The organism is Paenibacillus sp. FSL E2-0201 (assembly GCF_037963325.1).
GTDB lineage: Bacteria > Bacillota > Bacilli > Paenibacillales > Paenibacillaceae > Paenibacillus_AQ.
This window is the reverse complement of record NZ_CP150154.1, coordinates 1,142,483-1,156,362: the sequence shown is the minus strand read 5'-3', so window position 1 is coordinate 1,156,362 and position 13,880 is coordinate 1,142,483. Positions and strand designations below refer to the sequence as shown.

The following is a 13,880-nucleotide window of genomic DNA, read 5'->3' as shown; positions in this document are numbered from 1 at the left end:
TTAGATTTCGTACCACTTGATCTCATTCGCTTCCAGCTTGAGTGAGAAGCTAGAGCCATCACCACGATAAACGACAGTTTCCTGTGGCTCATAAGTGTTGTTCACGACGCAGTATTTACCATTTTTAACATAGGCATGAACCTCAACGTTATAGTTTTCACTGAACCAGCGATTTAGCTCGTGGTCGCTGTGAGTGCTCCAGAGGATTGCACGGTACAGTAAGCGACTGTTCTCAAAACTATAAGGCAATCCACTAATGTAGACAGATCGTCCACTACCGAATTCATTCACTGCAAGTTGAACTTCTTTATCAACCTGACGAAGGACAGTGGTGCCTTCGAGAGCAAATATATTCTTCTTTCCTTCACCGAAATCGATAATCTTCTTTCCTTTATCATCTACTCCGAAGTCTTCAGTAATAAAATGATCCTGCTCTTCCCAGTTATATTTATCATAACCGAGAGTGAATCCTTTTTCTTGCTCAACACCGAGGATGCTTGCAAGCTGGAAGTACCTTCCGTTCGCTTGATGAGCTGCGGGTTCGCCCACTCCGATGAATCCTCCGCCCTCATGAACAAATTGCTTTACTGCTGTTACAATATCTGTATCCAGCCACCAATCCCCACCTGTGTAGGCCGTATCGCCATCCCCTACATTCAAAACGACATCGATTCCTTTAAGGATTGAGGGGTCATTCTTAATATCATCAAAGCTAATGAATTTGACATCAAAGGGTGCACCAGATAACGTCTCTATGATCCCTGCATAGCTATAATTTTGTTTTTGATAAAGGGCATGATGAACCATATGATTACCCCATGCACGCATTTTACCCCAGCAGTTGAGTACTGCAACGGTTTTGACACTGTACGGTGTTGTTCCGTGTACATTATCATACAAAGTACGGAATTCATCACACACACTCTCGATGTAGCTCATGAAATCCGGAAAATCCAGTGCCAGCTTCAAATATCCGCCATAACCAATTCGGTCAATTGGCTTACGAAGGATCGCCCGTCTTGCTGTGACCCAGTTTACTTTGGCTTCACGTACAGGATCTCCACCCTCATAGAACGTATCTGGGAAGAAATACGGTAGGAAACGTCCCTCTGTATAATTCACACCAGGTATATCGCTAATCAGCCGAAGGGTGGAGCCATTGCCTACACTACCGACAACAGCATCTACCCCAATCGATGAGAATTCTTCCATAAATGGCTCGGTACCAATCCAGTGATCACCAAGAAACATCATGGCTGTCTTTCCATATTCGTGAGTAATATCGACTAATTCCTTGGCAAGCGCGGCAACCTCACGCCGCTGAAATGCCTGAAAGTCTTGGAACTCCTTGGTCGGAATGCGATAGTTATTATTATAGTAGCCCTGATCAATGATATATTCGGCTCTAAACGGATAGCCCATCTCTTGTTCAAATTGTTCAAGAATATAAGGACTAACCGATGCTGAATAGCCATACCAATCCACATATTTCTCACGTGCAAGTTCATCGAAGACGAGTGTGAATTGGTGGAAGAAGGTCGTAAATCGAATGACATTGACATATGGATGTTCATCAATAAATTGACGTAGTCGTTGCATTGTGAACTCACGCGACTTCGGTTGGCGAACATCAAAGGTGATCTGGGGCTCAACATTTTCCCAACCATTCGTGACCGCATTGTACATATGAACGGGATCCCACATAATATAGGCTAGAAAACTAACCGTGTAATCGTGGAAGGGACTTGCATGAATAATAACACTGCCCGTTTCTTCGTTATAGCTCCATTGCTCAGTCGATAGCACATCTCCTGTGGTACGATCGATAACTTCCCACCAGCGCTTGATATCGTCATGAGTATTCACTTTCAGCATATCTGGATATAGTCCCTTCATTAAAGGGATAGTGAGACTGGTGCCTTCAGCAGTATAAAAAGGCGTCATAAGATACATCTGCTGGATTTCATCCGGATTTGCTTTTGCCCAGCCATTTTCTTTACGAGTGGTATAGTAAGTGGAATACACCTTAGCATCGATATCCCGCAATTCTGCTGGGAAATCAGTACCATCGCAATCACGTACAGCATCCGCACCCCAACGTTTCATGACTTCTATGGTTTCAGGAATAACATCCAGATCTGTTGGAATCGTGACCCGTCCTTTGTTCATCTTAAATAACTCTCCCTTTATTTAAATTTCCGATTATAGAACCAGAGAAGACCTATTAGAAGTGCCAGCCCCAGTAGCATAATTCCGAGCCCGGGTGCACCAATATTTTTTTGCCCAATAATAACGAGTACTAGCGCGAAGATGAAGACAATCAGCATCAACAAATTGCGTAACGGATTACTCATGGTATCACCTTAACCTTTCAACCCGCCCATGGTCATGCCTTGGGTAAGCTTCTTTTGTACTAACATATAAAGAATAAGGGTTGGCAGCATGACTATTACTAGACCTGCATACATTTGTCCATATTCGACAGCTGATTTCTGAGCAGCCATCAGATTCATTAAACCAACTGGTAATGTTCGAAGTCCTGGCTTCGTCAGTAAAGTCATCGAAATGATATATTCGTTCCAGAAGGAGAGGAAATTAAACAAGATAACCGTTACAATGCTAGGTTTAGCCATTGGCATAATAACCTGCACCATCGTTCGGAAATAGCTTGCACCATCTACAGAAGCAGCTTCTTCAAATTCCCTGGGTAATGATTTAAAGTAGCCCCCCAATAGATAAATCGTGAACGGAAGCGCCATTGCAGCATAGACAAGTGCCAGAATGAATAAATTATTCAGGAGTATCGGCTGTCCAAATAAATTGCGAGCGACCTTGTCACCGTTATTGAGCATTAGGAAGATCGGAACAACAATATAATTCACATTGATAAATAATCCTGCCATAAACATCAAATTCAAGATGACGCTTCCCTTGAATTTATAACGTGCAAGCACATATGCAGCAGGTAAGGCAATGACCAGCAGAAGCGCGATCGCAATCACAGTTACGATTACGGAGTTGAACATGTAACTGCCCATCTTAGCTTTCTGCCAAGCATCCGCAAAGTTCTGTAGATAAATTCCTTTTGGAAGAGCCCAAGGATTAGCATAAAATTCTACATTCTGTTTGATGGAGGCCATAAACGCCCAAGCTACAGGGACGATGATGATAATCGCTAGTAGGATCAGCACAACATAGATGAGGACCTTATACAACTTATCGCCGGCTCCATGATGTGTGAGTTTATTATTATTCAAGTTGTCCCCTCCTTAATATTCCAAATGTTCACGTCTAGTGACTGCGTTTAGGATAGCAGCTAGTGCGAATGAGAACAGGAACACAATTACACCGATTGCCATACCGTAACCATACGAAGAGTTGGTATACGCCTCTTTGTACATATAGCTCAAGAATACCTCAGTAGAACCGTCAGGCCCGCCTCCGGTCATCGCCACAACAAATAGGAAGCTCATATTGATTGTGCTGATGACGAAAAAGGTAAGGGTTGTACGGATATTTGTCCAGATTAAAGGGATCGTAATAGTGAAGAATTGATGTATCCTACTTGCACCTTCAAGGTCAGCGGATTCATATAAGCTTTCAGGGATATTTGCCATACTTGCCATATACATAACCATGTAATAACCGATAGCCTGCCAGATCATAGCGCCTGCGAGTGAGAAAATAACGATCTTCTGATCACCCAACCAAAGTGTTGGGTCTGATGTTGCTCCGCGGAATAAATTTAAGAATGCATTTAGCAGCCCACTATTTGGATCATAAATTGCAGAGAATATTGCACTGATAACAACAACAGATAGAATGTTCGGGATGTAGAAGATAACTCGTAATACATTTTGTCCTTTTAGATTTTCTCGTGAAAGCATGGACGCGAACACTAGCGCAAAAGCAAACGTAATGATCGTAACTAAAATGATCAGTAGAAGACTGTTCTGAAACGCTTGATAAAATTTATCACTTTGAAAAAGCTTCTCGAAATTTTGCAGCCCTACAAAGGTTTTGTCATCTGTGTATCCACCCCATTTGTACGTGGACATACGGAATACATTGATTGTAGGTATAATTAGAAAAACAACGAATAGGATTATGGCGGGAGCAATACAGAAGAAAATAAAACGCCCTTGTCCTTTCTTGATTTCCATTGGTCCATCTCCTTCTTAAGGTAAAAATAATGGTGGCAGCTTCGCGCATGCCACCATTGTTCACAGATTGAATTGGTATCCAGCATTGCCTTTAATTATTTCAACGCTCCACGTAACTGATCGCTTGCTTTCGTAATCGCTTCAACCCACTGTGCTTGTGTCTTAGCCTTAGTCACAAGGGAATCCACGGTACCAAATACGGTATCCGAAATACTTACCCCTTCAACCGGATCTGTTGTAGCAAATGCCCCCATAGCTGCCTTTGCACCACCATCATAGATGCTATAGAAGAGTTTATTGTCACCTTCCAATTTGCCTGCCATATCGTTAATAGGTTGGACTGCACCTACTTTAGCAAAAATGCCTGCTGCTTCATCTGAATAAAGATAAGCAATAAATTGTTTTGCAAGATCTGCATTTTTAGCTTTCGCAGGAACCCAGATTTGTTCAAAGAAGGTGTAGGAGTATCTATCACCACCAGCTTTTACAGCTGGTAGAGCAGTGAATCCCCATTTAAATCCTTCAGCACGAGGTGCTTGACCCATTTCACCAACAACCCATGTACCGTTTGGCATGAAGATAGCTTTGTTATCAAGAATAAGCTGTTGATTCTTAGTGAAGTTGTCTTTATTTCCATTCGCCGGAACTGTTTTTTCAGTATAGGAAGCTAACTTATTAATAATATCAAATGCTTGTGTTGCTTCTGGTGTTTGCCATATTCCTTCTGTGTAATGCGTCGCTTTGGTGAAGAAATCAGGACCCCCAACTTCGTTAAGCAAAGCATAGAAGAATGAATCGAAATAACCGGTCGTTGGATAGGAGAACAATGCAATTCCATCAGCCTTAGCTTTGTCTCCTAATTCCCACATTTCATCCCAAGTCGTAGGGACCGCCCAGCCTTTCTTCTCAAGTAAGTCAGCATTGTAGAACAGACCTGTTGGGCTATAGAACATCGGCATCAGGAAGGTTTTTCCATCACCGTAAGGGTTCGTAATGGTTGTATCCGTAAACCCAGGAATGAGCTTGTCCTTAACAGTAACGCTTTCACCTGGGACTGTCATTGAAAGCACGTCTGTGAGATCAGTGAGGTTATTGTCTTTAATGAAGGTTTCTGTCAAACCCTTAGGCTGACCTACGGCAAGATGGATGACGTCAGGAAAATCCCCTGATTTCATACCCGGTCCGATAACATCTTCAAGACTTTTGTCGATGGTTGATTCAACCTTTACTCCAGGGTTAGCTTTTTCAAATCCAGATATAATCTCTTTCCATACATCAGATCCGTAAGCGGTTTCTAAAGCGGCTAGCTTAAGAGTACGAGTTTCGGCAGTCGAATTAGAATTCTTCGATGTGTTGGTGGCATCTGGAGATGTGGAACTAGAATTACTTTCAGTATTACCACCACAGGCCGCAAGACTTAGAGACAGTGCAGCTGTAAGTGCAAGGCTAAGAACTTTTCTCATAATAACCCTCCATATTTATCTTTTTATTGGTGCTGTAATCCGCGTACGTAGGAGCTTTCTTACTCCCTTATCTTATCTGATCGTTCGAGTTTCTTTCAACAAACATGTTGCCGTTCATTTTATATATCTTGCTTTATTAGAATTTATTTATAAATTATTGACTATTTCAATTTATTGTTATGCAGTCTAGTAATTGTGGTAAAGTAAGCTTATATCAACGCAAAGGACTGACCTTATTTGGGAAATGTACGTTATTCGTTACCTGGTAAAGGACGTGGAGAAATTCCCGCCAAGTTAATCTATGTCAGTTCCTCTATTTATGAAGGTGATTGGTACAGCATGCGTCATTCTCATAATTTTTCCGAGCTTTTTTATGTCCGAAGCGGGCGGGGAAACTTCATTGTAGAGGATGAAATCTATCCAGTGAAGCAAGACGATCTAGTTATTGTGAACCCGAATGTCGAGCATACCGAGCTATCGGTTAGTAGTGATCCACTTGAATATGTCGTGCTTGCGGTTGAGGGGATGAGCTTTGACTTTGGCGATCGAAGTGCTAGCCGTAATCATGAGATCATCAATTATCGTAATCAGAGGGATGAGCTATCCTTCTATTTCAACGCTATGCTTCGGGAAACGGAAAATAAAGATGCAAACTATGAGGCCATTTGTCAAAACTTACTAGAGGTTGTAGTCACTATATTAATGAGAAACTCTGGCCATCCATTTTCCGTCGTGGCTACTCAAAAGGCTAACAAGGTATGTAGCAGGATCAAACGTTATATTGACTCTAACTATTCAGAGGAAATTTCACTTGACTATCTGGCAGAAAAAGCACATTTCAGCAAGTATTATCTGGTGCATACCTTTGCAAAATATTATGGGATGTCACCCATCAATTATTTAATTGAGGTCAGGCTTCGTGCCAGTAAGGAGTTACTGGAAACCACGGATCTCTCCATCTCTCAAATTGCGGAATCTACTGGTTTTTTTTCCCAAAGCTATTTCTCACAAAGCTTCCGCCGAAGCTGTAATCTAACTCCACGCGATTACAGGCTTCAGACCAAGAGACGAGTTCAATGACGGGCGTAGCATAATTTGATAATTCCGTTAGACAATCCTGTAGGATAACGTAAAGCGTTAAAAAATGACTACCTCCTGTTTAGGAAGTAGTCTTATCTTTAAATAAGAGTATTTAATGTGACCAGTTCTTACGATGAGCTGAAATAGCCTAGGCTACCTCACGATGAATAACCGTTGCCTGGCTTTGTTGATCCAACTTATAGCATATCAACGCAATCACACATGCCGATATCGCCAGGATAGAAGCAGCCATAGGAAGGGAAATTAACCCTCCATGCCCGGCAACCACTCCACCAATCGCAGATCCGCCTGCGATTCCCAGGTTAGACGCTACTGGATTCAACGATGCAGCAAGATCCTTCGAGCGTGGTGAGTACTGCTTGGCCAAATCTATCAAATAGAGCTGGGCCGGTGCGCTCACAATACTCGACATTACGGCTAGCATCATTAGTACAATCATTCCTAGAATCGAGATTGATGCGGTCATACTAAAGACGATATAGACCACAGCTTGGATAAGAAATACGAATCTAAGCTTACTTACCGCATTTCCAGTCGCAACCTTGCCCCCGATCCAGTTGCTGACAATCGTGGCAATTCCGTAAACAAACAGTACGCCACTAACCGAGCTCTTAGGAATATTCATCACTTGCTCCAGCAATGGTGTAATGTAAGTGTACATCACAAATACCGCTCCTACTGCCGTAACCGGAATGAGAAAGGCGAGAATAATACGCCCATTCGTGAGTAGTTCGATCTGATCCTTGAGTGAGCTGGGCACAGGCTTCGGTAGTTTGCGTGGAATATAAGCATAATTTAGCGCTATAGCAATTCCGGCTAATACCCCATTTAGAACAAATGCTGCTGGCCAGTTGAAGAACTGCCCTACAAAAGTGCCGATCGGTACACCAAATACATTCGCCACAGCGAAGCCGCTCAAAATGGTAGCAATCGCTTTGCCTCTCTTCTCCGGATCAACCGCTTCATTCGCTACTGTAATGGCTACAGAAAGAACAAAACCACATAGCACGGCAGTAACTATTCTAGTCACCAGCAGCATACTGTAGGTTCCTGTTATAGCACTCCATAAATTCAGTAGCAGAATTAATACAAGTGACACAAGAATCGTAGTTCGTTTCGGAACACGGCTGAACAAGGACATCATAATCGGTGTGCCAATGGCATAAGCGATCGCGAAACCAGATACCAAGCCCCCGGCTGTCGCTAGCGTTACTCCGAGGCTCGAGGATATTTCCGAGAGTAAACCAACAATAATATACTCCGTTGTACCCAGAATAAAAGCCATAAAAGTAAACGAGAAAATCAATGCGCTCTGACGTGATGTTTTCATGGTGCTCTCCATCCTATTTATCTCTATTTTTATAAGAACATACCTACTCATAATACTCATTTAGACTATATTGATCAATCCTATTTCTCATAAAAAGAAGCTTCACACAAGTTCAAAGAACTCATGAGAAGCTTCTAGTTTTACATCATGGAGTTGTTTTAAATGCTTTCTAGCTCATTTCACCTACAACTTTAACTCTTAACCGGGTTGCATTTTCGGGATGATAAGCAAGTGGTGTCTCTTCAACCTCAACCAATTTAATCGTCGTTGGATCGGCTCCTGCCATTACCGCTTGTTTCACCGCTTTTTCCTCAGCATCTCTTAATGACTGCTCTCGCGGCTCTCGTGAATAAATATATATTTGTTCATACTGTCCGCTAATTTGAGAAATTGATGCACCGATGGCATTGGCAACTCCACCGTTCTCTACTTTAATAATGCTGGCTACGCCGGGAATCTCATCTGGAATAATAACACCGCCCCCGCCTACGAGTACAATCTGTACATCCTCGGAAGAAGTTTTCATCTTATCAATCGCCTTGGCTATGATCGAAGAAATGACGGACAGGACTTGTTTGGCAAATTCTTCATCAATGTGGCTTACTAAGCTTTTGTCTCCCACGTCAGCTAACCCGAGGCGAACCGCAATATCCGTCGTAGTCAGGGTGCTCCCACCAAATACGAGCGCTTCTTCTGCGATCTTATAGCCCACGCTATCCGGCCCTACTGTAATTTGACCATTGTCTACGCGAACAATGCTTCCGCCGCCAAGTCCTACAGAGATGATATCCGGCATTCTAAAGTTTGTGCGAATATCTCCTACTTCCACCGCTACAGAGGACTCTCTTGGAAATCCATCCTGCAAGACACCGATATCCGATGTGGTGCCGCCAACATCGAGTACCATTGTATCTTTAATGTTCGCTAAATAAGAAGCTCCCCGGATGCTATTCGTTGGTCCACAGGCAATTGTAAGAATTGGGAATTGCTTAGCATATTCAATGGACATAAGCGTACCGTCATTTTGGCATAAGTACACTTCAGCGCCTTGAATCCCTTCTGCTTCTAACGCATTTTCAAAACCTGTGCTAGTGGTCTCGATGACTTTGCATAAAGCCGCATTCAGTATGGTTGCATTCTCACGTTCAATCAGGCCAACAGATCCGATCAAGGAGGAGCAAGAAACCGGATAAGTTTCCCCGTATTCTTTCCAGATTAAGTCTCGAACCTTGAGCTCCTGATCATTTTTAATGGATGAGAAAACACCAATGATGGCAATAGATTCTACTTTATCTCTCCATTCGACTAGAAGCTCTTTGATCTCCTGCTCATCAAGCTCACTGAGTAATTTACCATCATATTCATACCCACCATGAACTAATGCAAAGTTTCCTGATAGTTTTTCTACCATGTCCTTAGGCCAAGCCGTATATGGCAGAACAGAAGCGGTAGCAGGGAATCCTAATCGAATCACACCGACTTTGGCTAATTTCTTCCGTTCTACGATAGCATTAGTACACTGCGTTGTCCCTAGCATCGCATGTGTAATTTTCGTTTTATCAATGCTCGCTTCCTTCAATACATTACGCAGTGACGTCTCAATCCCCGTTTTTATATCCAGTGTCGTTGGGGATTTAACACTATGAATTAATCGGCTTTGCTCGTCCAAAATAATAGCATCGGTATTCGTGCCACCTACATCTATTCCAATTCTAAACATGTTTAGCCACCGCCTTACTCACCAATTCTTCAATAGGAGCATAATCGTAATCATACCCAAAGTATTTCGGTCCTACCGTTTCGATTCCTTTTTCCGTTCTCCATTTAGGATGTGCCGGTAAGCCAATGACGCGTACGCGTTTTCCATATTTCAAGCTCTCTGTTGTAACAGGCAATAAAGTTTCATAATCGACTAAGCATATTAAATCCGGGGTCATGGCTACAACCTGGCCATTTTTCTTGGCAAGCAGATTCTCATTTTGAAAATATACCTTCATCTGCTCCTCTTTATTTCCTTCAATGCCCTCTAGGTTCATTTCCCCAAAATTGAAGCCGCCTTTGGTTTCCCGGATGACATCTGTTATTTTCCCTTGAAACAGCTCGTAACCGGATGTCAGGTTTAGAAGCTCTTCAAGCTTGTCTTTTGCATCTCTGTTGTTGGAAGAAATGATCTCTCCGATCTGCTCAGATAGCGTCACGATGTTATGGACACCGCTGTTCTTGATTTGAGCCCCAGTCGTTGGATACAGACTTACCAAAGCACTAGCTCCCATCTCCACTGTAGCTGTACGGGCTAACCGTTCGGTCCATTTATTATCGATCGTCTCAAAAATACCAATGTTTCCTTTTTCATCCGAAATTGCGAGCGGCGCAGCCGAAATGCCATCCAGGTTAAACGTCACCATCTGCAATTCAGGAAATGCCCTACCCATCCCGTCGCAATCAATAAGCGGTAAATTCAGCTGTGCTGCAACGACGATCGGAATCATCGAATTGACTCCGCCTGCTTCCATCGGAAACGTGCCTGTAATTTTATCTCTGCCCAAATATTTGGCCAGCATCTGAAATACCTTAACAAACTCATCGCCTTTCGGAAATTTCTCCACTAATACAGAAGGCGCACCCATCATGGCGGAAGGAATGAAAAAGTCTTCATCCTCGATTTCATCCACAGAATAAAGTCTTACAGGTCCGTACTTTTCAATAGCCGAAAGAGCCATGAGTTTACCGATGTAAGGATCTCCTCCTCCACCTGTGCCTAAAAATGCAGCGCCTACGGCAATATGTTCAATTGATTGTTCATCTAAATATCTCATTTATTTCCCTCCATTATGACAGTTTTTGAGGCAGTAAATCGGTAGCAGACAATATATAAGACAAATGAAATGACGATACCGAGTAATGGCTGATTTGATAATTGAGGTAAGCTTGGGAAAAAGGACAGCACAACGGGCATACAAGCAATAATGGATCCGACCAGCCAAGAAAATACCCCTAGACGATTAACGCCCTCTGTTTCCTTCCAACGGTTCTTATCGCCTTTATTCATGATCCAATAGGATGCAATCATTACCCCTGCTACCGGCGGAACCATAGCTGACAAGATCGACATCACTGGCGTGAAATAATTCAAGATACCGATCACAGCGAGTACAGTCCCGATGAGTCCAGCAATCCCTACTGCCCATTTCTCTTTTTCTTTGGAAATATGCAATACATTGGTAAGCGCAAATCCACCCGAGATTGCGTTGACCATATTCGTTTTCCAAGCAGCCAGAATCAAAACAGTACCCCCGATAAAAGGCGTTGTAATATTTATAAAGACGGCCGCAATATCGCTAGTCTGGTAAGCAATCGATAAAATAGCACCCACACTAATCATCAGTACGCCAGAAGGAACGATTCCGATTAATGCTGCCTTTAATACGTCAGAACGTTTTCTTGAGAACTGAGAGTAGTCGCCTGCAATGACAGCCCCTAAGGCAAATGAGCCTATTGTTACAGCTAAGCCATCCATGAAATTCATATGCTTCTCAGGCTGGTAGCTCCAAATGTTCTGCACGGAATCCATAGTGAACACTTCAACTAAACCATATATGCAAATCACGATTAATAAAGGTACTGCAATATAACTAAGTACTCTCAGCACTTTCATTCCGTACATTGCTGAGACCACCATAACCAAACCGCTAATTAAAGAAGCAAGGGGAACTGGGACTATCACTCCATACTCCGCCAGCAGGTTCGCCAGTGCCGCCCCGCATACATTAGCCTGAATCCCGAACCAACCGAGGCAAGCAATAGCGAGAATAATGGATAAAATCGTTCGCGAGCCTTTTTTGCCAAAGACTTGGGCTGCGACTTGAACGGTTGTTTTCCCAAGATCCGTACTCTGAATCCCCTGAAGTATCATAAGGACAACGATAATGGCGTACCCTAAAAATGCGATCAATAATGTCATAGGTAAGCTCATACCAGATATCAACGTATTCCCAACCAGGAGGCCAGGTATACTGATCACCGCTCCGGCCCATACCATCCCCAGAGTGAACCAAGACTGAGGTGCTCCGTCCTTTCTCATGTTAGTTCTCCTCCTCGAAAAGTAATTTTTCTTATTATAGAAGGAACCATGGGATTACGTCTTTTTCTAAAATAAAAAAAAATCCGTGATTTTTGTCTTATTCGACAAAAACTACGGATTATACTAGCTATGTGTGAGTCGATAAATCATGCAAGCGATATACACATCGTAAGATTCAGAGTTGACGGTTACATCATAACCTATTAATTCACTGATCTTTCTAATACGATATTTTACTGTATTTTTATGAACAAACAGCATTTTCCCACAGTTATCAAAATTCCCCTTTGCATCTAACAAGAAGGTTATGAGTGTTTTTATCGACTCTGGATCACCTAGAATGGGATCAATCACAGACATCCATTCTTCAAGGATTTCTTCTCCCTGTTCACTTAACTCAATAGCTTGTTTCATAGAACGCATCTCGGCTGCTGTGTACAATTTACGATGCTCATACATCAGATGAACTTTCCGTCCCACACTGTTCACCAGCCGATACATGCGTCGTACGTCTTGTGTATTTCTCATTCGGGGAGCATAGACCATTTCGGATATAAGCGGAGCTGAATTCGTCGTGTCAATATACTCCGCTGCAATTTCATACTCATTGTACTTGTAAGAGCAATTTCCCATGAGGGCTATTATACAATGATCGATAGTTTGAATGACCGCCGTTTTATAATATTTGAACAAATGCTCTTCCAGCTCTTCACGAATTTGTTTCTCTTGCGATAAATCGTGAATATATACTAACCACATCATCTGAATGGAAGAGACATCAATGTGGAGAAAATGAGCTAGTCTTCGCATTTTTTCGCTTTCATCATTAATAATTGCTTTTACCAAGGCATATTCGCTAACCTCGTTATGCTTATCCCCCCACAAATTGATCGCTACTTGTACAACCTCGCTGATTTTATCGATGGTCTTCGCAGGTAATTTTGAGTTCTCTTTAATCAAAAATAAATGCAGCGCTTCTCCGTTTTTTTGATGAATACTCTTGTATTCCACATAGCAATTTGAAACAGGCTCTGCTTGTCCTTTCGTCATATTCTTCAAATAGGGGGCGTAGGTCTCAATAATATACCCCACGTTTAACGATGAATTACGGGGCCACATTACTTGATTTACGATATCTAACTGGGTGTTCGTCAGGATGACGTTCGCTTTCAGCCGATCAGACAATATTTTCAGCGTAATTTCGACGCTCCGTGAGTGTTCTGGCAAAAGGGATACTTTCTCTAACGCTTCATTTACAAAATTATCATTGATCGTCTGATTGTTCAGAACAATCGCTTCCATCACTTCATAAATCACTTCGTTGTAACGAAGTGAAAAATCATTTTCCGGCATACAAATGATGATGAAATTTTTGGACTCTGCTAATTGCAGTACCTCGTCAGCTACTTCAGGAATGATAATTCCTACATAGTATAAGATCAACCCTACTTCTCCAAGCTCGTGCAAGTACTCAATCGTTTCACACTGTTTCTCTACACTGTCCTTAATGGAGTAAAAAGAGCTGATCACTATCTCTTCCGCATACCACTCTTCTTGAATGGAATGGACAATTTGAGAAGAATAATCCGCATTTGAAACCTCTAGTACGGATAAAGAAGAAATGGTGCGGTATAGATTATTATTTCCAGTTAGCACCTTTGCTCCTCGAAAGGAAGGAAGTTGCAGCATATCTTTTACAGTTATCCCCATATCTTCACCACTTCTACTGTATTGTTATCTCA

11 protein-coding genes are annotated in these 13,880 nt (G+C 42.3%); 1 reads left to right on the top strand and 10 read right to left on the bottom strand.

Translation table 11 applies throughout. The features are described from left to right. The 5 genes from gnpA to NSU15_RS05050 all read right to left on the bottom strand — a co-directional run bounded on the left by gnpA (nucleotide 1) and on the right by NSU15_RS05050 (nucleotide 5,626). Complete coding sequence (gene gnpA, locus NSU15_RS05070) at nucleotides 1-2,169, bottom strand: 1,3-beta-galactosyl-N-acetylhexosamine phosphorylase (RefSeq protein WP_339289429.1); 2,169 nt, start codon at nucleotides 2,167-2,169, stop codon at nucleotides 1-3. Between the two features lie 17 nt (nucleotides 2,170-2,186). After that, nucleotides 2,187-2,354: a hypothetical protein gene (locus NSU15_RS05065; protein WP_170880250.1), complete on the bottom strand. Its 168-nt coding sequence runs from the start codon at nucleotides 2,352-2,354 to the stop codon at nucleotides 2,187-2,189. A 9-nt stretch (nucleotides 2,355-2,363) separates the two neighbouring features. Beyond that, a complete protein-coding gene (locus NSU15_RS05060) occupies nucleotides 2,364-3,257 on the bottom strand; it encodes a carbohydrate ABC transporter permease (protein ID WP_042124581.1) in 894 nt (297 codons plus the stop codon). Between the two features lie 12 nt (nucleotides 3,258-3,269). After that, complete coding sequence (locus NSU15_RS05055) at nucleotides 3,270-4,163, bottom strand: sugar ABC transporter permease (RefSeq protein WP_339289427.1); 894 nt, start codon at nucleotides 4,161-4,163, stop codon at nucleotides 3,270-3,272. A gap of 95 nt (nucleotides 4,164-4,258) precedes the next feature. After that, a complete protein-coding gene (locus tag NSU15_RS05050) occupies nucleotides 4,259-5,626 on the bottom strand; it encodes a carbohydrate ABC transporter substrate-binding protein (RefSeq protein WP_042124577.1) in 1,368 nt (455 codons plus the stop codon). A 237-nt stretch (nucleotides 5,627-5,863) separates the two neighbouring features. Between NSU15_RS05050 and NSU15_RS05045 the strand changes: the two genes are divergently transcribed. Then, on the top strand, nucleotides 5,864-6,706 hold the full coding sequence (locus NSU15_RS05045; protein WP_339289425.1) for an AraC family transcriptional regulator: 843 nt from the start codon (nucleotides 5,864-5,866) through the stop codon (nucleotides 6,704-6,706). A gap of 148 nt (nucleotides 6,707-6,854) precedes the next feature. Here NSU15_RS05045 and NSU15_RS05040 read toward each other — a convergent pair whose 3' ends face one another. The 5 genes from NSU15_RS05040 to NSU15_RS05020 all read right to left on the bottom strand — a co-directional run bounded on the left by NSU15_RS05040 (nucleotide 6,855) and on the right by NSU15_RS05020 (nucleotide 13,848). After that, on the bottom strand, nucleotides 6,855-8,057 hold the full coding sequence (locus NSU15_RS05040) for an MFS transporter (RefSeq protein ID WP_339289423.1): 1,203 nt from the start codon (nucleotides 8,055-8,057) through the stop codon (nucleotides 6,855-6,857). Between the two features lie 169 nt (nucleotides 8,058-8,226). Continuing rightward, nucleotides 8,227-9,777 (bottom strand): hydantoinase/oxoprolinase family protein, encoded by a 1,551-nt coding sequence (locus tag NSU15_RS05035; RefSeq protein ID WP_042124573.1) that lies wholly within the window; start codon nucleotides 9,775-9,777, stop codon nucleotides 8,227-8,229. Further along, entirely contained in the window at nucleotides 9,770-10,873 is a 1,104-nt protein-coding gene (locus tag NSU15_RS05030) for a DUF917 domain-containing protein (protein ID WP_339289421.1), read from the bottom strand. Before NSU15_RS05030 ends, NSU15_RS05035 begins: the two co-directional genes overlap by 8 nt. Continuing rightward, complete coding sequence (locus tag NSU15_RS05025; protein ID WP_339289420.1) at nucleotides 10,870-12,138, bottom strand: cytosine permease; 1,269 nt, start codon at nucleotides 12,136-12,138, stop codon at nucleotides 10,870-10,872. The genes NSU15_RS05030 and NSU15_RS05025 overlap by 4 nt, the downstream gene beginning before the upstream one ends. A 123-nt stretch (nucleotides 12,139-12,261) precedes the next feature. After that, on the bottom strand, nucleotides 12,262-13,848 hold the full coding sequence (locus tag NSU15_RS05020) for a PucR family transcriptional regulator ligand-binding domain-containing protein (protein WP_339289418.1): 1,587 nt from the start codon (nucleotides 13,846-13,848) through the stop codon (nucleotides 12,262-12,264). Nucleotides 13,849-13,880 lie beyond the last annotated feature (32 nt).